Below are 25,142 nucleotides of genomic sequence, written 5' to 3' on the forward strand. Positions count from 1 at the left end.
GAAGTGGATTTAAGGTTACACTATATGGATAATATAGAGAGAGAATTATTGTGAAGATGGTGTCTTATAGTATGGAGAAAACTGTAAAAGTAGAAAGACAAAAACGGTCAGCTATTCTGTCACAAACTGTGAAAACGGGAATCATCAAGTCTAACCTCGTTCCTATGTTTGCTGGACTTACGCTGGCATTATATACGTACGATATCGATCCTGGCACGAAGTTACTTGATGTTGTATTCGCATTAATTGGAACGATTTTAGTAATCGGTGCTGCTGGTACGTTAAATAATGTATATGACCGCGATATTGATGCGATCATGGAAAGAACGAAGAGCCGACCTACGGTTACTGGTGAGATTGATACGAAATTTGCTATTACACTCGCTGGTATTATGGCTGTACTTGGTATTATCGCTCTTGCCTTCACTACACCGCTTGCGGCACTACTAGGTTTCTTAGGTCTTTTCTTCTATGTCGTTCCTTATACGATGTGGACGAAACGGAGAACGATCTATAACACTGAGGTAGGCAGTATTTCAGGAGCGATGCCTCCACTTATCGGTTGGGTAGCCATGACAGGCACGCTTGCACATCCTGCAATTGCCGCACTTTTCATCATTCAGGTTATCTGGCAGATGCCTCACTTTTATGCCATCGCCATTCGCCGACACGATGAATATAAGGCAGCTCGTATACCGATGCTACCTGTTGTAAAAGGGGTAAAAAGAACCTATACACAAACAAACATCTATCTTGTGTTATTGAGTTTAACAAGCTTTTTGTTCCTTCCTTTAAGCTTAGGTTTAACGTTAGTTGCCCTACTTATGAACGTGGGATGGCTCGTATTGAGCATCTATGGGTACAAGAAAAACAAGGATTCTGAGAAATGGGCAAAGCTGCTCTTTATCTATTCTCTAATCCATATGACGATTCTGTTTTCAACAGTCATCGTTTACTCGTTAGTTGGTATTTTTATATTAAATTAGAAGATCGGTTCGGTGTTAATCCGAACCTTTTTCATTTGTAGCATAAACAAAAAGCCTGCTCCAAGTCGTGGAGCAGGCTTTTTCTCTACTATTTTAATGCGCAGTATCCATTCGGTCTACGTGCGCTAGATGTTTGTAGTTCCAACCGATGAAAACGATAGATAGGAAAACGAATCCAGCTGCTACATAAAACGGTAGATGTAAATTGAAGATCTCTGCTAGTTTTGCTGCCATGTAAGGAGAGATCGCCGCTCCTAAAAACCGCAGAAAACTATACGCGGCTGATGCTGTCGATCGTTCAACAGGTGCAGCTTCCATCACAGCTGTTGTAATCAGCGTATTTGTATTTCCCAAGATCGCTCCAGCAAAAACGATCGCCGAAATGATCACCCATTGAGTTGAAGTGAATAGCCCCATGATTACAAGATCAGCTACAAATAAGAAAAGCATGATTGCCATAGATTTTACCGTTCCGAACGTTCTTTCTAGCTTCGGTGCCATAAATACGGAAGTGATCGCTAGCAACGTCCCCCAACCTAAGAACACATAACCTAGACCCTTCGGATGTAATCCAAGAACAAATGGTGCGTAAGCCATGATCGTAAAAAAACCAATGTTATAGAGTGCCGCAACGATTCCAAGTACTAAGAGTGAACGATGTTTCATCGCTTTAAACGGAGCCGATAAAGGCGTTTTTTTCTTTTTCACAGCTAACTGAGTAGTCGGTTTAGGCATTAATACCAAAAGAATTAGGAATGCAAGAATCATGAGCGTAGAAACTCCTAAGAAAGGAGATCTCCACGAAATACTTCCTAATGTACCACCGAGTAGAGGTCCGATTGAGATTCCTAATCCTACCGCTGCTTCATACAGAATAATAGCCTTAGCTGTTCCGCTGCTCGAAAGGGATACGATTGCAGCTAGAGCAGTTGCTACAAACAGAGCATTACCTAGTCCCCAACCTGCACGAAGACCAACTAGTGTCCATATGTTATCAGCAAATCCCCCTAGTGCGGATACTGTCGCAATTATAAAGACCCCTGCCAAAAGTGTTCCTTTATTGCCGAGTCTAGACGAAACGGTACTTGTAATCAACATAGCAAAAGCCATCACTGCATTATAGCTTGTATAAAGTAACGTCACTTCACTTGGTGATGCTTGAAGATTTTCAGCTATAGAAGGTAAAACTGGATTTACCAATCCCATTCCCATGAAAGCAGTTATGCAAGCGAAAAAAACAGCCCATACAGAGATCGGCTGATGAAATAAATTTTGTTTATTAAGTGTTGCTCCTGAAACCTTAGCGCCGCCTACACTTTGTGTGCTTGATGACATTCTCACATCTCCTTTATATTTTATTATGACTATAAATAATTGTATAATACAACTATGTAATTGTATAGTACAACTATATAACTGTCAAACTTATGATTGTGTTGTTGAATCGTGTTCTAATCGGTTATCATGTTGATAGAGTTTTGTATGCAAAGGTGGCAATTACGATGAAGAATTCCATACTTGAAAGAATTGAACTCGAGATGGCCGTCCTTGTAAGGCGCGTCACTTCGATCACATCCAAAAACAAAATTGGTAATCTAGACAGATCAGCCTACCTTCTCTTACATCAGTTGTCTGTTCATGGACCTCTTGGAGTGAAGACGCTCGCTGATAACTTGCAGCTGGATACCTCTACAGTCAGTCGACAAGCTGCGTCACTTGAGAAAAAAGGGTATGTGTACAAAGTTCCAGATCATGTGGATCGTCGAGCTTACTTCTTACAGTTAACAGAATCAGGGACAGAAGATTTTAATGAGTACAAAAAGGCTCGGCTTGATCGCTTTGAAGTGCTTACCGACGATTGGACAGATGAAGAACGCCAACAGTTTGGTCATCTGTTAAAAAAATTTAATAAAGCCATATTAGAAAAATAAACCCCACTAAAGCATGTTTAGCGGGGTTTTCCTTATCCTTATTTACCTTTTTTCATGGAGATGTATTGTTTAACAACCTCAAATACATAGTCTTGATTAGCTGCTGCTGTTGTAGGATCATATTGGCCGCCATTTGTTTTGTTGTTTGAAAGTACGCGGATTCCTAGGAATGGCACATTATAAGCTTTAGAAATTTGTGCTGCAGATGCACCTTCCATCTCTTCAACAGAAGTTCCAAAGTTCTCATGGAACCATTTGATACGGTCAACTTCATTGTTCCAAACGTCTGCTGAACCGATTGTACCCTCTACAACTTTCCCTTTTGTATACTTATCTTTAACAGCATGAGCCGCTTTTAAAAGCTTTGCATCACCTTCAAAGTAACGCGCTTTTTCCGCATTCGGATCTTCCCCAGCACTTCCTTCTGATGCCATCAAGTCCATTGGAATCCATGATGTAGGATGAATGCCTTCGTTTGATTCTTTATGTGGCGTCTTTAAAGAACCGAGATTAACCGTTCTTTTTCCTAGAACTATATCAAAAACGTTTAAGCTTGGATCATGTCCACCAGATGTACCTTGATTAATAATAGCTGCTGGTTTATATTTTTCAATTGCAATAGCAGTAGCTGCTGCGGTGTTCTCCATGCCCTTACCTGTTTTTGTAACAATAACTGGATAGTTATTCAGTGTTCCTTTATAGAAAACAAAGTTCCCGGACTTTTCTTCTTTAACGTTCTTTAAGCGTTTTGCAAAATTCTCAGCCTCAATCGGCATTGGTCCTTGGATGATGATCGGTTGTTTTGCTTTTTCTTTTCCAGATGCTGTTTGGTTGAAATTAAACCCGGCTAATGCGGATAAAAATAGAACAGCTGCGATTGCTAATAATCCGTATTTCTTCATTGTATATTACCCTCCAGATGTCACGGATTACACAAATATACGCAATAAAAATAGCCTAGAGTATATAGATGCGTTCTACCTCTAGACCAATGGAGTTAAAGTATCATTAAGCAAAGTGATCTTGCTAAATTAATGGCTGACATACTTGTATTTCAAAATATAACTCAACCTATTACTTCAACTCGTAGTCCAGTTCTTTCATTGGGAACCGGGTAGAAACACTCAGACCATATTACCGAGCATATACGAGTAATTCGTTTTTTTGTATGTTACTTTGATAATATAACAATAATGCATTTCATTTTCAATATAAAACTTAACGTTAATCATTAAAAATTATTTAATGTTCGTGTTTTTTCAAACTCTATATGTATATTCATAATGTCTGAACAATCCTTATTTAACAAAATCTATCTTCTCTACTCTTTTTTACGATGAAATATTTTCAGATTCAATAAGGGCTTTCTTTCCAGTTTCATATGTTCAAATCCTGTTTAGAAACCCACAGCTGCCAATCGCAGTATGAGAATTCTTTAATGTGATCCCCCATCGTATCCCTGTTTTTCTTTTAAGGTAGAAAGGTATCACTCTATTTCTTCATGTACGGATTCAACCTTTTGAAAAGGTATGACCTCAGAATCTGATAGATAGATAAACATATCATTCGCATCATCTAAGTTTACCGTTCTTAATAGTAAGTGGTCCGTTTCAATCATAGGAGGATTCATCATCTCATTCATATCTTTCTATTTAACTGTTGGCTACAGAAATCAATTTGCTTAGTTCAGCATACAAACGTTTTTTCATTTCTTCCAACTGATCTTGAGAAGGTTTTATTTCATCTGCAAACATCTCTTCTCTATCAACCCACCATACAGGACCTTTTACAGGAGAGTCATTTTCTCTTCGTGGAAACAGATGCCAGTGGAGATGTGAATCACCATTTCCTAATAGTTCATAGTTTAATTTTTCTGCACCAAACGCTTTATAAACGGCTTCAGCTACAATACTCATTTCATTTAAGAATGTCTTCTTCTCTTCTGACTCTAAAAAATGAAGTTCTGTCTTATGTTGTTTTGAAAGAAATAGTGTATACCCTTTAAAATATTGATGATCTCCGATTACGACGAAACCAGTCTCTAACTCAGCAACAAAATAAGGATTTGTGTCGTTGTGAATCATTTCAATGCGTTCACATATTAAACAATCTGTATGAGTCATGCTTATGACCTCCTTCAATATTTATAGTTTAACATTATTTTCCTTTTGGTGATTGTGTTTGTTTAATCTTGTATGTAATTCCCACAGCGCTGTTTTGTTGCTATCCCATTTTAGCTCTAGGATAGCGTCTTCATAGCTAACCCACCTGTAGGTAGTATGTTCTTTTGATAGATTTAATCTCTGATTATAGACTTCTAAACCAAAAGAATATTCTGGAATGACGAACACTTCTTCTCCCCAAAGAAAGTGACCTACTACATGTTCGACTGGCAAGGAAGTTACCGTATCTAATTGAATTAACCGGCAATCTTCACCTAGACCTGTTTCTTCAAACGCTTCTCTTCTTGCTGCCTGTTCAGGGTTCTCTCCCTTTTCTCCACCACCAGCAATTCCTTGCCAATAATTCATATCTGAACGTTTTAAGATAGCATATTCAACACGGTGTTCTTTCAATATAAATGGAATTACCAGAACCTGATAAGGTGCTCTCATTGACCTCTCCACATCTCCTTCATGTTCTATTTTTGTAACACTTACAAGCGGTAATTCTTTGAAAACTAGGCTATTATAATAATACACTTATTTTTGTTGGAGGCTTTATTTTGGAAATGAATCTTTTACAAGAAGCAACTGAATTTATCACCTCCTGTTATCAGGAATTACATAAAACGCAGAGTGAGATTGATGATCGAATTTCTGACATCGCACAACAAATTCAACTAGATGGTACATACAGTCACTTAGCTTTTGAGATTGATTATGGCGCAAAAGTAGCGTGGCGAAACAGCAATCGCTGTATTGGAAGATTGTTTTGGGATCAGATGCATACGTTCGATCAACGACATCTTGAAACTGAAGAAGAGATCTTTATGGCGATCGTAGAACACATGAAGTATGCGACTAACCAAGGACGCATTCGCCCAACGATATCCATATTTCCTCCGAAATCCCATAAACACCATGTACGTATATGGAACCATCAATTGATTCGATATGCTGGTTATCAGACCGAGAATGGTATCATTGGAGATCCTTCTTCTATTGAATTTACAGAGAAATGCATCGAACTTGGGTGGGAACCCCAATATGGGAGATTTGATATCTTACCTATTGTTATTCAAATAAACGATAATCTTCCTAAGTTATTTGAACTTCCTAAATCTTCTACGCTCGAAGTAGAGATTCGTCACCCTGAGTTTGAATGGTTTCAAGATTTAGAGCTAAAATGGTACGGTGTTCCCCTCATATCTGATATGGCTCTAGAAATTGGCGGGCTCCGTTACACGGCAGCTCCTTTCAATGGATGGTATATGGGAACTGAAATCGGAGCAAGAAATCTAGCGGATGAAGAGCGTTACAACATGCTTCCGAAGATTGCTTCATGCATGGGCATAGATACGAAAAGCTCCATCTCTTTATGGAAAGATAAAGCGCTAGTTGAACTGAACATAGCAGTTTTGCATTCATTCCGTGAAGATGGTGTTAGTATTGTAGATCATCATACCGCAGCGCAACAGTTCAAAAAATTTGAAGAAAAAGAGTCAGAGAGTGGCAGAAATGTAACAGGTAACTGGGCTTGGCTCATTCCACCTATGAGTCCTGCAACGACTCACATTTTTCACAAACCGTACAAAAACGATATCGTAAAACCAAATTATTTTTACCAAGCTAAACCATATTCATAATATTAAAATAGTTCGTTAGAGTAAACGTTCAGAACATGTTTCTGGACGTTTTTTCATACGATCTTCTACTGCTCAATATAATAGCATATAGGATTTCGGTTCTCCGAAAGGAGCTGTTAGGATGTCGATCAAACCGCAGCAATTGCAGCAAGGCGACACCATTGGAATTGTTACATTGGGTAGCCCGCTCGAAGCAAACATTATTAATCAAGGAATCTCAATGTTAAAAAATATGGGTTTTCAGGTGATCGTTGGTGATTATGTATACGCAAAGAATGGCTTTCTGTCTGGAACCCCAGAGCAACGGGCCTCAGATTTAATGAAAATGTTTCAAAACGATCAGGTGAAGTTAATCCTGCCAACACGAGGTGGTGTGGGAGTAGCAGGCATCCTCCCCTATCTCGATTTCAATATAATCCGAAGCAATCCAAAGATCATCTCCGGTTACAGTGATATTACCGTTCTAATAAATGTGCTGTATCAACTAGCAGATCTCGTTACGTTTCAAAGCTTGATGCTCTTAGATTTTCGTGCAAGTACTCCATCCTATAATTTCAGTCAATTTTTTAATAGCATCACTCGAACTACTGCACCTTGGCAGATCATGAATCCTCCAAATATACCGCTTATAAGTAAAGTAGCAGGCAATGTTACAGGAGTGATTGTAGGTGGTAACCTTACATCGTTTGTCGATTGTTTAGGAACTCCTTATGAAATTGACACGAAGGGGAAAATATTATTTCTTGAAGACACTCATGAGCCGGTAAATACCGTTTATAGATATTTGAACCACTTAAAACTCGCTGGTAAATTTGATGACTGTATCGGTATTATTATGGGAGAATGTACAAAATGTCAGCCTGCATATGCAAAGACATTTGAAAATGTAATCGATGAGTTTCTTGTACCACTCGGAAAACCACTGATGACGAATTTAACAAGCGCTCACGGCTATTACAAAGCGGCGATTCCGCTAGGTATCAATGTGAACATGAACACGATGAATCGAACTCTGACAGTTATGGAGCCTACGGTTATTTTATAAATTTTACAATAAAAAGTAGATAGAAACTCCATTAGAAAAGTTAGAAAAATACACAAGGCTACTTCTCGATAGAAAGTTGCCTTGTGTTTAACTGTTTAAGCAAGTACTAGAGAAACCACTTCATCATTTTAATTACAAAACAAATCAGAGTTCTCCAAATTCATCTTACTATATGAACGATTTAGAACCTCTTTTGCAATACCATTACCGTGATGATACTTCTCCACATACATCGCCTTCACTATTCGTTTCACTTCGGATTTCTTTAGTTCTTGTCTGCTTCGATTTTTTATAAATAAGTGTAGAGGTACATCAACACCATCATCATGGATTGGTGGCTGAAGATAAAGAAAATCCTCAACTTTGTGAAAACCGTTTCTCATAAAAAAGTTTGTTCGTTTTACGCAATCTTCCTTTTCTATTTTGGTATGCACCATCTCCTCCGTTTCAGTCTCAAGTATGATGGCATCCAATGACTCATATCCAGCAGCAATGCTATCTTGTTGAAGAATTTCTTCAATACTTTGAAGAGATTGTTTTCCTAAGCCTTTGCTTCTAATTTTAGGATTCGTTACGAGGTACACAATAAATCCTGTATTCACATCAGCCAAATAGTGAGCCGTAACCAAACTGATCAATTCATCATCCTGAAAACCAACTAGAAAATGATACTGATTTGGTAAATGTATTTCAGCATTTTTCAAACTTTGAAGAAAAACCGCTTCTGGTTCCCGAACCTCGATCGGAAAAGAGTTATGATACAAAGTAAGTGCTTCTTTCAAATTTTCTTGATAAGAATAGGTGACTTCTTTCCATATGATATCCATTTACGATTACCGCCTTTTTTCTTTTCAAGCATATGAATAACTCTAAATGAATTTTATTTATTCAATGTAATTCTGACAAATTTTCGCTTCCCAACTTGAATGACCATACCCTCAGTTAAGTTTAGACGCAAACTTGCATCCTCCACTTTTTCATTATCGACTTTAACGCCTCGGTTGCTAATCATTCTACGTGCCTCGCTTTTTGAAGAAAGCAACTTCAACTCAACCATTAAATCTATGATCGATGTCTCTAGAGGACCATCCCATTGGATGACTGGAATATCACTTGGCAAAGATCCTTGTTGAAAGACGGAGATAAAATGCTTTTCTGACTCTTCCGCCGCTTCCTCTCCATGGTACATACGGACAATCGTTCGAGCAAGATGCATCTTTGCATCCCGTGGGTGAAGCTTCCCAGTCGCAACATTTGTCTTTATTGTATCTATCTCTTCTTTGTTTAAGTCTGTAACCAGTTCGAAGTACTTGATCATAAGCGTATCTGGAATGGACATCGCCTTTCCGTACATTTCATGTGGAGCTTCATCAATTCCAATATAGTTTCTTTTAGATTTTGACATTTTTTCAACGCCATCTAAACCTTCTAAAAGAGGCATAAGCATAGCAACCTGCTTTTCTTTCCCAAACTTCTCTTGGTAATGTCTTCCCATTAAAATGTTAAAGTGCTGATCCGTTCCACCTAATTCAATATCGCATTCTAACATAACAGAATCATAACCTTGCATGAGCGGGTAGAAGAATTCGTGCAATGAGATCGGCTTTCCTGTTGAGATCCGCTCATCAAAATCATCCCGTTCTAATAATCTTGCCACAGTAATTTTACCTGCCAAATTGATGACATCTTCAAAATCCAGCTTTGAAAGCCATTTAGAATTGTAGTGTAGCTCTACTTTTTCCATATCTATTATTTTTCCAAACTGTTCAAAATACGTTTTCGCATTGTGCTCTACTTCTTCTGTCGTCAATTGTTTTCTAGCGACCGACTTTCCAGTAGGATCACCGATCTTTCCTGTAAAATCTCCAATGATCAATTGAATGACATGACCATTTTGTTGAAACTGTCTTAGTTTGTTCAACACCACTGTATGACCTAGATGTACGTCTGGAGCTGAGGGGTCGAGTCCCAGCTTTATTTTTAAAGGTCGATTTTCTAAAATAGACTTCGCTACTTTGGTTTCTAGCTCTTCTGTAGGAATAATATCTTGAACGCCTTGTTTATAGATTGCCATCTGCCTCTTAACTTCAACTTGTTGTTTCTCTGTAAGCTGTTCTATAACCTGATTCATCCTCTTTTCCTCCTTATAAAATTTCAAAATGTTAGTTTATAAAAATAAAAAAGACCACATCCCTAAAACACAAGGGACGTGGTCTAACTATTTACACGCGGTACCACCCTAATTGAAGAACAAACATTCTTCCACTCAAACTTAATAACGGTATTCCCGTTCTTCGTCAAATAGAATAGACGAAGAAAGCTCTTGGAAATGTAATTCACATGATCTTTGTACTGATTCACACCAACCATCAGCTCTCTAAAAACAGGGAGATCTTTGCTACTGCGTTTCCTGTCATCGCATTTTTATATGAATTTAAAAGTTATTCTCTCGTATAACTCTTCTCAACAAGCTTGATATTAATTTCTGTTCTTCAACGGACAAGGAAGAGACGACTTCGACTTCACCTTCGTGAAACTTTGGATACAGCTCTTCCATGACTTTTCTGCCTTTTTCCGTCAAAACAACACATGTGATGCGTCGATCGCGATTATCAACCTTACGATAGCATAATTCTTTTCTTTCCAATGTATTCGTGATGTTACTTATGGTTGCTTTTGAAACACCAGCGGATAATGCTAGTTTTTTTGTTTCAACGGATTCCCATATCCACAGATCATAAAGAATCGAAAATGACGTCCACGATAGCCCATGTTTTGCTAATACTTCTCGCTCCATCTTATTACGCAGTCCTTGGGCCGCTCGATAAAGGTTTGTGACGACCGTAATAGAGTGTAAATTGAGTGATTCAATCGGTGCTTTCGTCAATTGATTGATGGTATCCTTCTCTTCCGGCAACAACTCACCATATTCATCAAAAGAATAGATATGATCCACTCCTTATCAATTATCATAATCGTTAGCATTGAAACGATATTAACAGATAAAAGTCATAAATGCAAGTTGTTATTTTCTTACATATTTATCTTCTTTTAGTATGTGGTTTTCCATACTTCACCAACACATGCCATAGAAGCTTCAATTCTTGTAATATTTCATTCTGCGTACCTCTATCGCCCCAGGTCTCTGGATTCTTCATTAAATCCATTACAGCTTCTCCTATGAGATGTGCATGAATCACCTGATCTTTAGAAATTCTTTTTGCTAATGATGGCATTTCCGGTCCACGAAAATCAAATGGGATATGATCAACAGACAATTGAAATCCTGCATGGTAATAGAGCTTTATATGATATTTCGCACAAAGTTTTGTTAGCGTTTGTCCTACCTTCGTTTCTATAAATGAAGGGTCTGCAACAAGAATCTCTACATCTTCTTTTAATGAAACAGCACCGTGAACTTGTGCTTCAATATAATGATTGAGGTTTCGGTAAACTTGTTTTTTAGCTGGATCTTCAAAGGGCTTTTCAATCTTATGAAAAAGGTGTTGGATTAACGAAACCAACATAAGATTATGCTCCCCGAGCGCAAAATCTCTCGTAAATATCTCTTCAAATAATGCTGCAAGTATCATATCGAACTCTCGAAGTGTGCCCTTTTCTTTTGGATTTTGATGAGAATCAAGATATGTAAAGGTAGCTCGATTTGATACTTCAGATTTAAGTAAGAAATAACATGATCCAAATCGAGGAGCTGGTCCATCTGCATGATTCAAAATGTTTAACGCACCATATTTTGCTCGTTCATTAAGGTTCGTGCCTTTTATCTGGTAAGCCCCTCCGAATAATAATTCTTCCCACTGATCGCGAAATCCTCCAGGGTACGCAGACACACTTCCGTTTGAAAGTAATGTTTCAAACTGACTTTTGTATATCCCTTCTTGAAACAATGCTTCTGCAATACTAACCATTGATGAGTTTGGTCGATCTGGATGAAAGTGAAGTGCTATTTGGGAATGCTTTTTAAGTTTATGGACCGCCTTATGATAAAGATCATTTGAGATGTTAGTCATTTTTAATAGATGTTGGATGGTTGCTTGAGCATCTTGTTTATGTTGTGCAGCATACCGTTCAATATGATCTATCGCTAATTGTTGGGCTTGAGTTAATTTCATAATATACTCTCCTCTTCCTTCATCAAATAATGTTATTCGAGAAGCAACGAGGGAAACCTTCATATTCAAGAATAGTGATTTAGCATTCTTGAATATATTTTATCTAAAGGAGAAGATGACTTTGATTTACAAACCGAAAAGAATCACAGGATCTAGAAGCTTCAGGACTCCGAATACATTTCCTCTCATCCTACTTTTAGTGATTCTGCTATTGTCTGCATTAAGTTTATTTTTGTCTTCGTCAGTATTTCAAGATCACCTTGTTTTGTCGGAGCTTTTCCTTTATTTTGCCATGTCGCTTATCTCATTATTTATTGGTTTTGTTACGTGTTATTCTAGACTAAACAATTGGATAGAACGTATTCTTATTCTGATTGTAATCCTTGGTTCCATTACATTTTCGATTATCTTTGCACACACCGCGTTTCAGCTCTTCAAAGACATGAGTGACTATGAAGCTAGAAACTTTAACTTGGTAGAAGGTATCCCCTCATCCTTAACCTACGATGGTTCCAAAAATGGTCCTGATTATGTTTCTTCTATAACAATTAATGATAAAAAAATTAACGTCGCACATTTGAATATAACGACAAAGGGCTACGAAGATCATTTTAATAACAAAACTATTCGGCTAAAATACCTTTCTCATAGTAAGTTCGCTGTAACTATAGAAAATAACAATTAAGTATTTTTGCATATAAAAAACACAGCCCCTGTGATAGTGAAGCTGTGTTTTCATTACACATACTCAATTTGCCTTCTTTTTAAGTTGAGGCTGTTCTTCTTTTTTCCATTTAAAGATGCCATTTAATACACCATAGATTTTCTTCGACTCTTTTGTGAGCAATGGACCAAGAATCGCCAAGATCAGCACATACAGTGCGGAGAATGGTTTTAAAACAGAGGCCAAGCCGCCTGCCATACCAATGTTTGCTACGATGATTGAGAACTCTCCTCTTGAAACAATCGTTAGTCCAATGTTGGACGAAGCTTTATGTGACAGTCCAGCCTTTCTTCCTGCGATCATTCCGGCTATAAAGTTCCCGATGATCGTAATGAGAACAGCTCCTAACGCCAACCAAACTGCCCCACCTAACGTAAACGGATCTATACTTAATCCGAAGCTGAAAAAGAAGATTGCACCAAAGAAATCTCTGAACGGTATGACCATCTTCTCAATACGTTCACTATGTTCAGTTTCAGAAAAAACAAGTCCTAACAATAAAGCACCAATCGCTTCAGCAACATGAATCGTTTCTGAAAATCCTGCAATAAAAAACAACGATGCGAAGATCACGATAATAAAGATCTCGTTAGATGTTATATTGAGCAGTCTGTTCAAATGCTTCGTACACGTTCTTGCAATAACAAAGAACAAAATCATATAACCAAATGCGATTAAAATGGATTTTGTAACGCCTAGAATAGAAGTCGCATCTCCTAACACTAACCCTGAAATGATCGATAGATAAACAGCTAAGAATATATCTTCGAACATAATGATTCCGAGGATCAGTTCTGTTTCAGGATTCGCTGTACGCCTCAGATCAACGATGATCTTTGCGACGATCGCACTGGAAGAGATGGTGATGATTCCAGCTATGATTAGAACCTCTAATAGAGGAAAACCCATTATAAATGCGTAGATCAATCCTAATGAGAAGTTGATCAGAATATAGATGCTACCGCCAACAGCAATATTTTTGCCGGAGCGCACTAACTTACCGACCGAAAATTCTAAACCGAGATAGAACAGCAGAAACAAGACACCTATCCTCCCAAAGAAGGTAATGATCTCGTTGCTGTTAATAAAGGTAAAATCCAAAACGCCAATAACAGGGGCATGAGGACCTACAATCATTCCGAATATGATGAGAAACGGAATAATGGAGAAGTTTAATTTATTTGCGAGTAAAGCAGCAAACGCGATGATGATTAGAGCTGTACCAACTTCTAGTACAAGATGATTTGTCATTCACTGCTCACCTCAGCTGAAAACATCTCTTTAATAATTCTTTTAACACCAGGTCTTTCACCTGAAATAACAAGCATATCTCCAGAGCCGATCATTGTTTCAGGACCAGGATTCAAGACTTTTTCGTTTCCTTTTATGATAGCAATGACAGACACTTCGTATTTTTGACGAATATCCAGTTCTCCAATTGTCCTTCCAACCGAAAACGCATTGGAATCAACTCGATACCACTCGATCATGAGTTCATCAAAAGCCATTTCAATTGTTTCAAGAGCTTTTGGTCGATAAATCATTCCACCAATAATGGCAGCAAACTGTCTTGCTTCCGTATCACTTAACGTAATCGACGAGAGACTTTCTTCATAATCGTGCTTATCGAAATGATATAGCTCTCTTCTTCCATCATCATGAACAATTACGACAACTTTATCTTTATTAGCTATTTCAACTTCGAACTTTCTGCCGATTCCAGGTAATTCTGTTTCTTTAACGATCATAACAATCTCCCTTTTTTTGTATTTTTAAGCACAGCAAATAAACGTTCGGAAACATGTTTTTTCGAAGCGTGCTTATGAATAGATGGTTCTGTTAAATAAACCTTACATCGAAGGCGCTTTTAAAGGTTTTGAGATTGTTGTGATCGTCAGAGGTAATTCGATTGAAATTGATAGGGGGTAAGACGTACAATTTTGTTGTTCACTTGGCTGTATGCTGGGAATACATAATGATCGTTTGATTCTTCTAAAGGTATCTGGTCATCCGAATAAACAGCTTTTACAGTCTTCTTTAACTTTTTACTTTTTGTAGGATATTCGCCGATTATTGTTGATTCATCGATTGACGCTGAGGACAATTCATAAACGTCATTTTGTGGAGGCGAGAACAGGTTTTCCATATTGTAGTTAGGAAAAAGTGATGTAAACGCAAATACATACAATAATCCCAATAAAGAAAATTTCCGCAATTTCTTACTCCCCCCTTTCTTTTTTACTACTACAAGTATAACACGAAACAACGCGTTTCTGAAGTAAAGTGAAAAAGCTACCTTAACAAAGGTAGCTTTCTTCATATTTATTTAGTTGAGTTTAAGTGGCTGTTACGGTATCCATAACTAAAATATAGAACTAGTCCGATGACGAGCCAAACCACAAATCCTTTCCATGTGAATGCTGAGAGTTGAAGCATGAGATAAACGCAGAAAATAATCGCTAATGCCGGAATCACAGGGACCCATGGTGTTTTAAAGCCCCGTTTGATATCAGGTCGTGTTTTTCGAAGAACGGCAACGCCTAGAGAAACCGTAGCAAAGGCAAACAAAGTACCAATACTCGTAAGTTCAGCTAGTTTATCTAACGGAACAAATCCAGCAAACAATGCAACAAGCAATCCAGTTGTCCACGTACTAGGAAGTGGTACTTTCGTTCTTGGATGAACCGCGGACAGTTTACTTGGAAGAAGTCCATCACGACTCATAGCATAAAACAATCTTGTCTGTCCGAACATCATTACGATTAAAACCGTTGTAATTCCTACAATTGCTCCCAATGAGATGAAGCCGGCAGCCCAATCTTGACCGATGAATTGCAACGCAAATGCTACAGGATCTTTTACATTCAACATGTTATAAGGAACAATCCCTGTAAGAATAAGTGAAACGACGATATAGATTACTGTACAAATGGCCAATGCAGAGATAATACCGATCGGCAAGTTTCGCTGTGGATTCTTCACTTCCTCAGCAGCTGTGGATACTGCATCGAAGCCAAAATACGCAAAGACGACTACTGCAGCTCCTGTTACTACACCAGAGAATCCAAAAGGAACAAACGGCTCCCAGTTAGCAGGTTCCACATACCAAACGCCTACTGCGATGAATAAAAGAATAACCGCCACTTTCACGATTACCATAATGGAATTGAATTTTGCGGATTCTTTAACACCTCTTGATAGTAGAAGTGTGACGAGCAAAATAATCATTACAGCAGGCAAATCAATATATGTTCCCTTCGAAGGATCAAAAGCACTTGTTATAGCTGTTGGAAGATGTATACCAAAGCCGGTTAAAAGGCTTTGGTAATATCCTGACCAACTACTCGCTACAGCCGATGAAGCGAGCCCATATTCGAGTACAAGGTCCCAGCCTAATATCCAAGCAAATATTTCACCGAATGCAACATAACTGTACGTGTAGGCACTACCCGATTGTGGAATCATTGAAGCGAATTCGGAATAACAAAGTGCCGCAAACACACAAGCAAGCCCTGCGATAATAAAAGATAAAATAAGAGCGGGACCTGCATATTTTGCAGCTGCTACCCCAGTCAGGACAAAGACTCCAGTTCCTATAATGGCTCCTACACCTAACATTGTTAGGTCAACAGCGCCAAGAACACGATTTAAAGATTGATCACTGCTTTGATTGGTTAGTAACTTTTTTCTAAATAAGTTCATAAGACCTCCAATGAATGTCGATAAATGTCGAATAATACTTTTGTAATCTTACAAGCATTTAATATTTTTGTAAACATTAAAATTTTCAAACATTTCTAATAGATGGAAAGTAAATAGTTGTTTTGAATTGCACCGTTAAGACACTTCCATTTTTTTGCTTTGACAACCCTTCCTTTTACTCGCTAAAATGTTTTTTATGTGGCAACTTTTATTACATCAAGAAGAAGGTGACTTAATGTGAAAAAAATAAAAATTAGTCTTGCTTGGCAGATCCTCATTGGACTTGCTGTCGGTATCCTCATTGGTGCGTTGTTTTATGGAAATGAAACAGTCCAAGGTTATTTACAGCCAATTGGAGACATTTTTATCCGCTTAATTAAGATGATCGTTGTTCCAATTGTTGTATCCAGCCTTATCGTTGGTGTTGCAAGTGTTGGTGACATCAAACAGTTAGGACGTCTCGGTGGTAAAACCATTCTTTATTTTGAAATCATTACGACATTAGCAATCGTAATCGGTCTATTTATCGCTAACATATTCCAACCTGGTGCAGGAGTGGATATGAAATCGTTATCAAAAGGTGATATTTCGAGCTATGTGGAAACGACTGAATCAGTTGAAAGCCATGGATTTGCAGAAACTTTCTTAAACATTGTACCAACGAACCTTTTTGAATCATTAGCTGAAGGAGATATGTTGGCTATCATCTTCTTCTCTGTGTTATTCGGATTAGGAATTGCAGCGATCGGCGAAAAAGGAAAACCGGTCTTAGCCTTTTTCCAAGGAACAGCTGACGCCATGTTCTATATCACGAATCAAATCATGAAACTTGCTCCTTTCGGTGTTTTCGCACTTATAGGGGTTACTGTATCAAAATTCGGTGTTGAATCACTTGTACCACTAAGTAAACTGGTTCTAGTCGTTTATGGTGCGATGTTCTTCTTCGTAATCGTCGTATTAGGTGCTGTAGCAGCGATGGTAAAAGTGAATATCTTTACGTTGATCAAGATTTTAAAAGACGAACTGATCTTAGCTTACTCAACAGCTAGTTCAGAAACGGTTTTACCAAAGATCATGGAAAAGATGGAGAAGTTCGGTTGTCCTAAAGCCATTACTTCATTCGTCATTCCTACTGGTTATTCATTTAACCTAGATGGATCCACTCTCTATCAAGCAATAGCCGCATTATTTATTGCACAAATGTACGGTATTGAAATAACAATTGCTGAACAAATTTCGTTATTGCTTGTATTAATGGTAACGTCAAAAGGTATTGCAGGTGTTCCTGGAGTTTCATTCGTTGTTCTTTTAGCAACACTTGGAACAGTAGGAATACCATTAGAAGGCCTAGCATTTATCGCGGGAATCGATCGAATCCTTGATATGGCACGTACAGCCGTAAACGTTGTAGGTAACTCGTTAGCTGCTGTTGTAATGTCCAAATGGGAAGGTAAATTTAACACGATGAAAGCAGAGCAATATCAACAAGAGGTCAGTTAATAGTCTAACCAAAAAACCGTGTCAGCCACTTTGAGCTGACACGGTTTTTTTGTGATGTCTATTTCTTTAAATGATAAGGAACCGTCGAGATGACAATATCTCTCTTATACAATAAGTAAGCTCGAATCAGTAAACTCGATTGGTTATGAAGAATATTGTGCCAACCTTTTTTGGGTATAAATTGAGGAATTACTACAGTTACTTGGTAATCGCCTTCTTTCGCTTTATGAGCAACCGTATCTACAAACTTTGTCAGCGGTCCAAGTATACTTCTGTAATGAGAATGAAGAGTAACGAGCCTAACGTCAGGCTGCCATTCATTCCACTTCTCTTCAAATTTTCTCTCATCTTCCCGTTCGAATGCTACATACACTGCAATAATTTGATCAGGGTTAAGAGATTTTGCATATTTCAACGAGTTCTCCACCACATGTGTCATTCCAGCAACCGGTAAGATCATGACATTCCCTTTTATATCTGGAGACACTTCACATGTCGTTAACCTCAATTGATCACCAACTGCATCGTAATGTTTCTTTATTCGATGGAAGATCAATACGATAATTGGCAGGAAAATTAGGATTGACCAGACTTGAGAAAACTTTGTTAGAAAGAACATAATCGTGACGATGAAACTGATCAACGCACCAGTTGTATTAATGATGAATTTCGATACCCATCCAACTGGTTTTTCTCTTAACCATTTTACCATCATTCCAGATTGTGACAGCGTAAATGGAACGAAAACTCCGACAGCATATAACGGAATTAAGTGTTCTGTCTCAGCATGAAAAGCAATAATTAGCAGAATTGATGCAAGTCCGAGTATGATGATTCCATTCGAGTAACCTAATCGATCACCTCTTACTAAAAACATCCTAGGAATAAATTTATCTTTTGCCAAGTTTACTGCTAATAATGGAAACGCAGAATATCCAGTGTTTGCAGCAAGAATCAAAATTAATGCTGTAGTTCCCTGTATAAAGAAATACATAAAGTTTCGACCGAACGTTTCTTCTGCAATCTGAGAGACTACGGTCACCTCAGCTTTTGGTACAATACCATAGAAATACGCTAAGGTAACGATCCCAGAGAAGAGTATCGCTAATAGCGCTCCCATCATCATTAATGTTCGAGCTGCGTTAACAGGTGCCGGTTCTTTGAAGTTTGGAATTGCGTTTGAGATGGCTTCAACACCAGTTAAAGCAGAACTTCCTGAAGCAAATGCTCTTAGCAAAATGAAAAGAGAGATCCCAGCCACAGGTGTACCAATTGGTGTATGCAAGCTCTGAGATACATCCCCCGTTAAAATTTTATAAATGCCTACTGCTATCAAAATAAACAAAGCCAATACAAAGAGATAAACAGGATATGCTAAGATTGATGCTGATTCTGTAACTCCTCGTAAGTTCAGTAATGTAAGAAAAATGACAAATACGATTGCGATCTCAACGTTAAAATCGTGTAAAGCAGGGAATGCCGATGTAATCGCATCAGTACCCGCAGACACACTTACTGCTACGGTTAGTATGTAATCTACAAGCAAAGAACCCCCTGCAATTAACCCAGGATTTACTCCTAAGTTAGTCTTCGAAACAACATATGCCCCTCCTCCATGAGGGTAGGCGTAGATAATTTGTCTATAAGATAAAATAAGAGCAGTTAATAAAAACAGAACCCCTACTGCAATCGGAATAGAGTACCAAAAAGCAGCTGCACCTACGGTAATAAGTACGATTAAAATCTGTTCTGGACCATAAGCAACCGAAGATAATGCATCAGATGATAAAATAGCCAATGCTTTCGTTTTGTTAATCTTTTGTTCGCCTAATGCAGTCGACTTCAAAGGACGACCGATTAAGAAACGCTTAATTGATGTGAACATCATTCTCTCTCCGTCCATAATAGTATTCACTTTTAATGTTTACTAGAAGAAACATTTTTAACAAAAAAAGGCCGCAAGTCATCACGAAACTGACCTGCAGACCTTTAAACTTTAGGCTCCACAAGCTCCACCTTCCTTCTCATAAACGCTTACGGAGTTAGCTGTCGGATTCGGGCCTTTGAGTAGCCCTACCTTAAAGAAGGATTCACCCCAGGACTCTGTTCTGCAGTCCGTTCGGTTCCCCCGCACCATTTGGTTTAAGCGATTTAGAAATTTGAAACTTCACTAATAATACTCCCGTGATATAAAAAAGTAAATACTAATTTTTCTTGAATAGGCTGATCAAAATACGTACATATTGGTTATACATAGAAATAGTTAATAATTTGAACGTAACATTTCGTTAACAATAGGAGTTTTTTACATGGCTAAACAAAAGAATCCTTTATTCTCTGATGAGTACTTAACGAATCTCGCACAAGAGATAAATGAACAGTATGGTGATACAGAACAGGTACAAGAACGTGAAGATGCAGATGAACATGAGGATAAAATCACGGAGGAAGTAGAGGACGATTAAAAAAAGAACCCATTTTTTTCGGGTTCTTTCTTCAATAAGTCCTTATTCGATTAACAGCGATCAGCATGAGGAATGAAATCGCGATAACACTCCCTACCCACATCCAAGCAAGATCCATATTTCCAGATTCAATCGCGATATAGATGGCAGTGGATATCGTCTGTGTTTTTCCTGGTATGTTTCCGGCAAACATTAAAGTAGCACCAAACTCACCTAACGCGCGAGCAAAACTCAGAATAGCACCTGACGTGATTGCCCTAATAGATAGTGGAACAGAGATTTTCCGCAAAACATCCCACTCGTTCGCCCCGTCTACACGCGCTGCGTTCTCAATGTCTAAGTCAATTGATTCGAAACCCGCTTTTGCGGATTGATACATGAGTGGAAATGCAACAACTGCAGAAGCAATAACGGCTGCCCACCAAGTAAACATGATCGGTTGGTTAAAGAGCCACTCTACTAGCTGTCCTCCTGGACCATTTCGACCAAACAAAACAATTAACAAAAATCCTACCACCGTTGGGGGTAGTACGAGTGGAAGTAAGAATACTGTTTCAATCAACATTTTTCCTTTAAATTTCTGATGAGCCATGATTCTGCCCAAAAATATGCCTGCTAGAACCACAATTAATGAAGCTGTCACCGCTATACCGAGTGATAATGTGACAGGTGACCAAAAATCAGTTGCCATTTCCTTTTCCACCCGCTTAACACAATGATTATAATGCTGAATTTATCCGTCTTCATCATATCACATCAAACTTTGATGGAGATGAAAGATATTCGAAATTGTCGAACGGCCTTTATGTTTGAAATTAGACTCAATTCCTGTCTGAAACGACTTAATTGATGACGAATATGAACTAATTTTCCTCTTTAAGACTTAATTTTTCTTATTTAGACTTAATGTTGTATAAAGGTGCTCTCCCGCTGCCTAAGAAACCATCCATATATGAGAAAAGCTGCCTAGATGAGTGGATTCACCCATCTAGGCAGCTGATTATTCTTTACTCTTTAACAGCTAGAACTGAACCTTTGTATTCTTTATCAATAAAATCAGTAATCTCTTTCGAGTGAAGTACTTCTATCAACGTTTTAATAGATTTCTTCTCTTTGTCACCTTCACGCACTGTGATGATATTTGCGAATGGTGATTCAGATCCTTCCAAGGCGATTGAATCTTTCTTAGGGTTCAAATCTGCATCGATTGCGAAGTTAGTGTTGATAACAATCGCATCGCCTTCATCGTTTTCATATGCCTTTGTTAATAGTCCTGGATCGATGTCTGCCACAAACTCTAGTTTTCTCGGATTTTCTACAATATCACTTATTTGTGCTTCATAGCCTTTTCCTTCTTTTAGTTTGATTAGACCTTCTGCTTCAAAGATTGAAAGGATACGACCGTGCTCAGCAACTGAGTTACTTAAGATTACTTTCCCGCCATCTGGAATGTCTTTTAGTGATTTATGTCTCTTTGAATAAACACCCATCGGCTCGAGGTGAACCGCACCAGCATTTTCAAACTTGTATTTTGGGTTATCTTTTACTTGCTGTGTTAAATATGGAATGTGCTGAAAATAGTTTGCATCAATTTCTTTTTCATAAAGCGACTTGTTCGGTAAGATATAGTCTTGGAATTTTACTATTTCTAAATCAATTCCCTTTTCCTTCAAAAGCGGCTTCGCTTCTTCTAAAATTTCAGCATGCGGTACGTTAGATGCTCCCACTACAAGCTTTTCTGTTTTTTCTCCACCACTTGTCGATGAGCCACACGCAGCTAATACGAATACTGCCAAACTTGCGAGTAAAACTTGAACGATCCTTTTCATGTTTCGATCCCCTATCCCCTAATTTCTAAATTTTTCTTTGTTAAGAATTCTTATATAAAGTTTCGGCATGCAAAAAGCCTCCTGTGCTCATGAAAGAGACAGAAGGCTTCTCGAAAAAATCCGATTTTCCTCTCATCTCTCAGTGTGACCACTGTTAGATTTAGCACCGTTTTCACATTGATACTAAGTACAATGTAAATGGTTGCCGGGTTTCATAGGGCTAATTCCCTCCACCTGCTCTTAATAAGAGTATTCCTATCAAATTACTTTGTATTATTACAGATATCTCGATTAATGTCAAACACTTTTTTTCAAACTATTCTGAACCGAAGTAGTAACAAATTTTAATAACCAATCAGAAGTAGTAGTGATGAGCTGGTCAAAATGCCTGATAGAAGAATACGTATGATTTGCATCTTCTATAAGTATCATTTCACTGACACCTTCATTTCGCTTATTTGATTCTTCATAATAGTCCTTACAATAACTTGAAGAAATAACTTGATCACCTGTTCCATGAATGAACAGCGCGTTCCCACTAAACTGCTTGATGTCTTCTAATGGTGAATAAGCTTGAAGAGAAAGTAAAAATTCTTCCGTTATGGTATAACCTAAATGATCAATTACGGGATGCTCGCCGTTGTAGCCAACTATTTCTTTAATTTCTTCAAATGGATTTCCTACAGCAGACCATGTGATCACATTATTAATTCTTTCATCATCTGCTGCAGTGCATACCGCAACAGCACCGCCTAAACTATGACCGATTAGCGTTATTGCGTTTTGATCAATGTTAGGTAGTTTTCTTCCATATGAAATCACTTCCTTTGTCTGATCAATAAAACAAGCGAACTCATTTTCTCCATATTCCCCTTCACTCTCACCGCATCCAGCATAATCAAACCTCAATACAGCAAACCCAAGTTCAACGAGTGCCTGAGCTGTTTTAACAAACAGGCGGTCTACTCCAATCCGTGTACTCGTAAAACCGTGGCAAATAATGATTAACGGTAACTTCTTTTCACCTACTCCATTTTCATGAGGGAAATGAATGGTGTGAGCCAATTTTCTATCCTTCCACCATATACAATCCGATGTAACCATATTACCCACTCCTTTTCTATTTATTGAGATAGCTGTCATTGTAATTACCCATTGATATCAACACAAAAAAACCATGTTCAATTAGAGAACACGGTTTCATACATACAATCCGTTCGTTCTCTCATCTCTCAGCAAAAACTGCTGTTAGATTTAGCACCGTTTCGGTCAAAACAAAGTTTATGTTTCGCCGATGGTTGCCGGGCTTCATTGGGCTAAGTCCCTCCGCCTGCTCTTAATAAGAGTTAGATTATTAATTTAAGGATAATCATAGGCTACTTGCTAATTGATGTCAATGAAAATAACGAGTCCTAATCAGAATTCCCTACAGAATATTATTAAGTGACGAGGAAATGCTAAAAAAAATGTAATATTACATGACGGAATAAAGAACGGGTGATCTCAATGAGATTTTTTAAGAAAAAAAAACAACCAGAATCAAAATCCAACCATACAAAAGGTACATTGACATTCCCTGAACTAATGAAAAAGCTAACGGCTTCAGCTGACTTTTCTACTGTTAAGCAATCATCTCTCAGTACATTCTATATCTCGTACTATAAAACCCTTGTAAACCCTGAATTTGTACATCGTGATTTATTACCATATATAACAGAAAAACCTCTAAAAAGCTTAGATGATATTCAAAAGCATCTGCCGTTAGATGGAATGGTAAAAACGAATGAGATCCATGACATTGCTAACAAAGTGACAGAAGGCTATATTCTTATTCAAATGAATAAGGAAGATGCAGAAGGTTTGTTGGTTCCTAGTTTATCTACCGAAAACAGACAGATTTCAATCCCAGAAACTGAATTCAGCGTAGTAGGACCAAAAGAAGCATTTGTTGAATCACTCGATACGAATTTAAACCTTATTCGTAAAAGATTACCCATTCCTGAATTTACGGTTAAGGAAGTAAGAGTTGGCAAACTCTCAAAAACAAGGGTAGCGATCATTTATATCGAGGGAATTGCTGATGAAGAAAATGTGAACACGGCAATACAGCGTGTTAATGATATCGAATATGACCATGTTGTAGACAGTTCTTATATCAATCAAATGATATCTGACAATGAGAACTCTCCTTTCCCCCAGCTAATAGATACAGAGCGGCCAGACCGAGTAGCAAGTGTGTTATCCGAAGGTAAAGTAGCGATTATGGCTGACGGATCTCCACATGCGTTGACTGGTCCAACTACCATCGTAGAGTTCTTTTCGGCATTTGAGGATTATTTTTTGAATTGGATTCTCGCTTCCGTCTTTCGTTTGATCAGATTGATGGCTGTTATGTTTTCCGTGTTATCAACACCTCTGTATGTAGCTGTATTAACATTTCATTATGAGATGATTCCGGAGAATTTATTAGCTACATTGGTTGCTTCCCGTAACGATATTCCTTTTCCGCCAATACTAGAAGCTATCGTTTTGGAGCTATCCATTGAGTTGCTACGTGAGGCTGGAGCCAGGCTGCCATCTAAAGTCGGTCAGACAATTGGGATCGTTGGAGGTATCGTTATTGGAACCGCAGCGGTACAAGCAGGATTAACGAGCAACGTTCTGTTGATCATTGTTGCTTTAGCGGCACTCGCTTCTTTTACAACACCCGTGTATCAGATGGGTAACACCATTCGTTTACTTCGTTTTCCATTCTTATTGTTTGCACAGTTCCTAGGAGTACTTGGTGTTGCGATTTGTTTTGCATTTATAATATCTCATCTGTTGAAGCTAACTTCTCTTGGTAGACCTTACATTGCACCAATATACCCGCTTCGTACAAACGATTTAAAGGATGCACTTATAAGAATGCCGTTTAGTATGCAAAATACCCGGCCATCATTATTAAGACCAGAGGATAAAGCAAGAATGAATAAAAAGCGAGCAAAAGCAAAGCATGACATAGAGGACTAAAAATGAG

General features: G+C 38.1%; 25 protein-coding genes, 4 riboswitches and 1 other annotated feature. Of the genes, 8 read left to right on the forward strand and 17 right to left on the reverse strand.

The window, feature by feature from the left end:
* The first annotated feature begins 71 nt into the window (after positions 1-71).
* The gene (gene cyoE / locus I5J82_RS07635) at positions 72-986 is read left to right on the forward strand and encodes a heme o synthase (protein WP_198767340.1); all 915 of its coding nucleotides are present in this window, start codon (positions 72-74) and stop codon (positions 984-986) included.
* A 93-nt stretch (positions 987-1,079) separates the two neighbouring features.
* Here the strand turns inward: cyoE and I5J82_RS07640 are convergent, their stop codons facing one another.
* Entirely contained in the window at positions 1,080-2,321 is a 1,242-nt protein-coding gene (locus I5J82_RS07640; RefSeq protein WP_198767341.1) for an MFS transporter, read from the reverse strand.
* Positions 2,322-2,488: 167 nt separating this feature from the next.
* Between I5J82_RS07640 and I5J82_RS07645 the strand changes: the two genes are divergently transcribed.
* Complete coding sequence (locus tag I5J82_RS07645) at positions 2,489-2,917, forward strand: MarR family winged helix-turn-helix transcriptional regulator (RefSeq protein WP_144699910.1); 429 nt, start codon at positions 2,489-2,491, stop codon at positions 2,915-2,917.
* Positions 2,918-2,955: 38 nt separating this feature from the next.
* Here I5J82_RS07645 and I5J82_RS07650 read toward each other — a convergent pair whose 3' ends face one another.
* The 4 genes from I5J82_RS07650 to I5J82_RS07665 all read right to left on the reverse strand — a co-directional run bounded on the left by I5J82_RS07650 (position 2,956) and on the right by I5J82_RS07665 (position 5,532).
* The gene (locus I5J82_RS07650) at positions 2,956-3,819 is read right to left on the reverse strand and encodes a 5'-methylthioadenosine/S-adenosylhomocysteine nucleosidase (protein WP_198767342.1); all 864 of its coding nucleotides are present in this window, start codon (positions 3,817-3,819) and stop codon (positions 2,956-2,958) included.
* Positions 3,820-3,984: 165 nt separating this feature from the next.
* Positions 3,985-4,088: riboswitch (purine riboswitch) on the reverse strand.
* A 315-nt stretch (positions 4,089-4,403) separates the two neighbouring features.
* Positions 4,404-4,550, reverse strand: a complete 147-nt coding sequence (locus I5J82_RS07655) for a GNAT family N-acetyltransferase (RefSeq protein WP_198767343.1) — start codon at positions 4,548-4,550, stop codon at positions 4,404-4,406.
* Positions 4,551-4,569: 19 nt separating this feature from the next.
* Positions 4,570-5,040 (reverse strand): HIT family protein, encoded by a 471-nt coding sequence (locus tag I5J82_RS07660; protein WP_198767344.1) that lies wholly within the window; start codon positions 5,038-5,040, stop codon positions 4,570-4,572.
* A 21-nt stretch (positions 5,041-5,061) separates the two neighbouring features.
* Positions 5,062-5,532: an NUDIX hydrolase gene (locus I5J82_RS07665; protein WP_198767345.1), complete on the reverse strand. Its 471-nt coding sequence runs from the start codon at positions 5,530-5,532 to the stop codon at positions 5,062-5,064.
* A gap of 116 nt (positions 5,533-5,648) precedes the next feature.
* On the opposite strand from I5J82_RS07665, the gene I5J82_RS07670 reads away from it, so the two are divergent.
* Positions 5,649-6,725: a nitric oxide synthase oxygenase gene (locus I5J82_RS07670; RefSeq protein ID WP_198768948.1), complete on the forward strand. Its 1,077-nt coding sequence runs from the start codon at positions 5,649-5,651 to the stop codon at positions 6,723-6,725.
* A 121-nt stretch (positions 6,726-6,846) separates the two neighbouring features.
* Complete coding sequence (locus tag I5J82_RS07675) at positions 6,847-7,770, forward strand: S66 peptidase family protein (RefSeq protein ID WP_198767346.1); 924 nt, start codon at positions 6,847-6,849, stop codon at positions 7,768-7,770.
* Positions 7,771-7,898: 128 nt separating this feature from the next.
* Here the strand turns inward: I5J82_RS07675 and I5J82_RS07680 are convergent, their stop codons facing one another.
* From I5J82_RS07680 to I5J82_RS07695, 4 genes are all read right to left on the reverse strand, one after another.
* Positions 7,899-8,597 (reverse strand): GNAT family N-acetyltransferase, encoded by a 699-nt coding sequence (locus I5J82_RS07680; protein WP_198767347.1) that lies wholly within the window; start codon positions 8,595-8,597, stop codon positions 7,899-7,901.
* A gap of 53 nt (positions 8,598-8,650) precedes the next feature.
* The gene (gene tyrS / locus I5J82_RS07685; protein WP_198767348.1) at positions 8,651-9,901 is read right to left on the reverse strand and encodes a tyrosine--tRNA ligase; all 1,251 of its coding nucleotides are present in this window, start codon (positions 9,899-9,901) and stop codon (positions 8,651-8,653) included.
* A gap of 69 nt (positions 9,902-9,970) precedes the next feature.
* Positions 9,971-10,196: a binding site (T-box leader), on the reverse strand.
* Between the two features lie 8 nt (positions 10,197-10,204).
* Positions 10,205-10,726, reverse strand: a complete 522-nt coding sequence (locus I5J82_RS07690) for a MarR family transcriptional regulator (RefSeq protein WP_391503394.1) — start codon at positions 10,724-10,726, stop codon at positions 10,205-10,207.
* A gap of 85 nt (positions 10,727-10,811) precedes the next feature.
* The gene (locus I5J82_RS07695; RefSeq protein WP_198767349.1) at positions 10,812-11,903 is read right to left on the reverse strand and encodes a DUF3626 domain-containing protein; all 1,092 of its coding nucleotides are present in this window, start codon (positions 11,901-11,903) and stop codon (positions 10,812-10,814) included.
* 121 nt (positions 11,904-12,024) lie between these two features.
* On the opposite strand from I5J82_RS07695, the gene I5J82_RS07700 reads away from it, so the two are divergent.
* Positions 12,025-12,588, forward strand: coding sequence for a hypothetical protein (locus I5J82_RS07700; RefSeq protein ID WP_198767350.1), 564 nt, complete (start codon positions 12,025-12,027; stop codon positions 12,586-12,588).
* 63 nt (positions 12,589-12,651) lie between these two features.
* Here I5J82_RS07700 and I5J82_RS07705 read toward each other — a convergent pair whose 3' ends face one another.
* The 4 genes from I5J82_RS07705 to bcaP all read right to left on the reverse strand — a co-directional run bounded on the left by I5J82_RS07705 (position 12,652) and on the right by bcaP (position 16,329).
* Positions 12,652-13,878 carry a cation:proton antiporter gene (locus tag I5J82_RS07705; protein ID WP_198767351.1) on the reverse strand — a complete coding sequence of 409 codons (1,227 nt, stop codon included), beginning with the start codon at positions 13,876-13,878 and terminating at the stop codon, positions 12,652-12,654.
* Complete coding sequence (locus I5J82_RS07710) at positions 13,875-14,375, reverse strand: cation:proton antiporter regulatory subunit (protein ID WP_198767352.1); 501 nt, start codon at positions 14,373-14,375, stop codon at positions 13,875-13,877. Before I5J82_RS07710 ends, I5J82_RS07705 begins: the two co-directional genes overlap by 4 nt.
* Positions 14,376-14,521: 146 nt before the next feature.
* Positions 14,522-14,842 carry a hypothetical protein gene (locus I5J82_RS07715; protein WP_198767353.1) on the reverse strand — a complete coding sequence of 107 codons (321 nt, stop codon included), beginning with the start codon at positions 14,840-14,842 and terminating at the stop codon, positions 14,522-14,524.
* A 107-nt stretch (positions 14,843-14,949) separates the two neighbouring features.
* Positions 14,950-16,329: a branched-chain amino acid transporter BcaP gene (gene bcaP / locus I5J82_RS07720; RefSeq protein WP_198767354.1), complete on the reverse strand. Its 1,380-nt coding sequence runs from the start codon at positions 16,327-16,329 to the stop codon at positions 14,950-14,952.
* Between the two features lie 246 nt (positions 16,330-16,575).
* Here bcaP and I5J82_RS07725 point away from each other — a divergent pair, with 246 nt between their 5' ends.
* Positions 16,576-17,829 carry a cation:dicarboxylate symporter family transporter gene (locus I5J82_RS07725; RefSeq protein ID WP_332873681.1) on the forward strand — a complete coding sequence of 418 codons (1,254 nt, stop codon included), beginning with the start codon at positions 16,576-16,578 and terminating at the stop codon, positions 17,827-17,829.
* A 58-nt stretch (positions 17,830-17,887) separates the two neighbouring features.
* On the opposite strand, the gene I5J82_RS07730 is transcribed toward I5J82_RS07725, so the two are convergent.
* A complete protein-coding gene (locus I5J82_RS07730; protein WP_198767356.1) occupies positions 17,888-19,714 on the reverse strand; it encodes an APC family permease in 1,827 nt (608 codons plus the stop codon).
* A 131-nt stretch (positions 19,715-19,845) separates the two neighbouring features.
* Positions 19,846-19,988: riboswitch (cyclic di-AMP (ydaO/yuaA leader) on the reverse strand.
* Positions 19,989-20,138: 150 nt separating this feature from the next.
* On the opposite strand from I5J82_RS07730, the gene I5J82_RS07735 reads away from it, so the two are divergent.
* Positions 20,139-20,294, forward strand: a complete 156-nt coding sequence (locus I5J82_RS07735; protein WP_198767357.1) for a hypothetical protein — start codon at positions 20,139-20,141, stop codon at positions 20,292-20,294.
* 31 nt (positions 20,295-20,325) lie between these two features.
* On the opposite strand, the gene modB is transcribed toward I5J82_RS07735, so the two are convergent.
* The 3 genes from modB to I5J82_RS07750 form a co-directional block, all read right to left on the reverse strand.
* Positions 20,326-20,985: a molybdate ABC transporter permease subunit gene (gene modB / locus I5J82_RS07740; protein WP_198767358.1), complete on the reverse strand. Its 660-nt coding sequence runs from the start codon at positions 20,983-20,985 to the stop codon at positions 20,326-20,328.
* Between the two features lie 316 nt (positions 20,986-21,301).
* The gene (locus tag I5J82_RS07745) at positions 21,302-22,123 is read right to left on the reverse strand and encodes a MetQ/NlpA family ABC transporter substrate-binding protein (RefSeq protein ID WP_198767359.1); all 822 of its coding nucleotides are present in this window, start codon (positions 22,121-22,123) and stop codon (positions 21,302-21,304) included.
* Between the two features lie 129 nt (positions 22,124-22,252).
* Positions 22,253-22,373, reverse strand: a riboswitch (SAM riboswitch).
* 47 nt (positions 22,374-22,420) lie between these two features.
* Positions 22,421-23,227: an alpha/beta hydrolase gene (locus I5J82_RS07750; RefSeq protein WP_198767360.1), complete on the reverse strand. Its 807-nt coding sequence runs from the start codon at positions 23,225-23,227 to the stop codon at positions 22,421-22,423.
* A 118-nt stretch (positions 23,228-23,345) separates the two neighbouring features.
* Positions 23,346-23,469: riboswitch (SAM riboswitch) on the reverse strand.
* A 160-nt stretch (positions 23,470-23,629) separates the two neighbouring features.
* On the opposite strand from I5J82_RS07750, the gene I5J82_RS07755 reads away from it, so the two are divergent.
* Entirely contained in the window at positions 23,630-25,135 is a 1,506-nt protein-coding gene (locus tag I5J82_RS07755; protein ID WP_198767361.1) for a spore germination protein, read from the forward strand.
* The last annotated feature ends 7 nt before the right edge of the window (positions 25,136-25,142 follow it).

This window comes from Fictibacillus halophilus (assembly GCF_016401385.1).
GTDB classification, from domain to species: Bacteria; Bacillota; Bacilli; order Bacillales; family Fictibacillaceae; genus Fictibacillus; species Fictibacillus halophilus.

Bases quoted from the DNA above. Each gene is read 5' to 3' on its own strand.
- cyoE (WP_198767340.1), top strand. From the start codon at position 72: ATGGAGAAAACTGTAAAAGTAGAAAGACAAAAACGGTCAGCTATTCTG.
- I5J82_RS07640 (WP_198767341.1), bottom strand. From the start codon at position 2,321: ATGTCATCAAGCACACAAAGTGTAGGCGGCGCTAAGGTTTCAGGAGCA.
- I5J82_RS07645 (WP_144699910.1), top strand. From the start codon at position 2,489: ATGAAGAATTCCATACTTGAAAGAATTGAACTCGAGATGGCCGTCCTT.
- I5J82_RS07650 (WP_198767342.1), bottom strand. From the start codon at position 3,819: ATGAAGAAATACGGATTATTAGCAATCGCAGCTGTTCTATTTTTATCC.
- I5J82_RS07655 (WP_198767343.1), bottom strand. From the start codon at position 4,550: ATGATGAATCCTCCTATGATTGAAACGGACCACTTACTATTAAGAACG.
- I5J82_RS07660 (WP_198767344.1), bottom strand. From the start codon at position 5,040: ATGACTCATACAGATTGTTTAATATGTGAACGCATTGAAATGATTCAC.
- I5J82_RS07665 (WP_198767345.1), bottom strand. From the start codon at position 5,532: ATGAGAGCACCTTATCAGGTTCTGGTAATTCCATTTATATTGAAAGAA.
- I5J82_RS07670 (WP_198768948.1), top strand. From the start codon at position 5,649: ATGAATCTTTTACAAGAAGCAACTGAATTTATCACCTCCTGTTATCAG.
- I5J82_RS07675 (WP_198767346.1), top strand. From the start codon at position 6,847: ATGTCGATCAAACCGCAGCAATTGCAGCAAGGCGACACCATTGGAATT.
- I5J82_RS07680 (WP_198767347.1), bottom strand. From the start codon at position 8,597: ATGGATATCATATGGAAAGAAGTCACCTATTCTTATCAAGAAAATTTG.
- tyrS (WP_198767348.1), bottom strand. From the start codon at position 9,901: ATGAATCAGGTTATAGAACAGCTTACAGAGAAACAACAAGTTGAAGTT.
- I5J82_RS07695 (WP_198767349.1), bottom strand. From the start codon at position 11,903: ATGAAATTAACTCAAGCCCAACAATTAGCGATAGATCATATTGAACGG.
- I5J82_RS07705 (WP_198767351.1), bottom strand. From the start codon at position 13,878: ATGACAAATCATCTTGTACTAGAAGTTGGTACAGCTCTAATCATCATC.
- I5J82_RS07710 (WP_198767352.1), bottom strand. From the start codon at position 14,375: ATGATCGTTAAAGAAACAGAATTACCTGGAATCGGCAGAAAGTTCGAA.
- bcaP (WP_198767354.1), bottom strand. From the start codon at position 16,329: ATGAACTTATTTAGAAAAAAGTTACTAACCAATCAAAGCAGTGATCAA.
- I5J82_RS07730 (WP_198767356.1), bottom strand. From the start codon at position 19,714: ATGTTCACATCAATTAAGCGTTTCTTAATCGGTCGTCCTTTGAAGTCG.
- I5J82_RS07735 (WP_198767357.1), top strand. From the start codon at position 20,139: ATGGCTAAACAAAAGAATCCTTTATTCTCTGATGAGTACTTAACGAAT.
- modB (WP_198767358.1), bottom strand. From the start codon at position 20,985: ATGGCAACTGATTTTTGGTCACCTGTCACATTATCACTCGGTATAGCG.
- I5J82_RS07745 (WP_198767359.1), bottom strand. From the start codon at position 22,123: ATGAAAAGGATCGTTCAAGTTTTACTCGCAAGTTTGGCAGTATTCGTA.
- I5J82_RS07750 (WP_198767360.1), bottom strand. From the start codon at position 23,227: ATGGTTACATCGGATTGTATATGGTGGAAGGATAGAAAATTGGCTCAC.
- I5J82_RS07755 (WP_198767361.1), top strand. From the start codon at position 23,630: ATGAGATTTTTTAAGAAAAAAAAACAACCAGAATCAAAATCCAACCAT.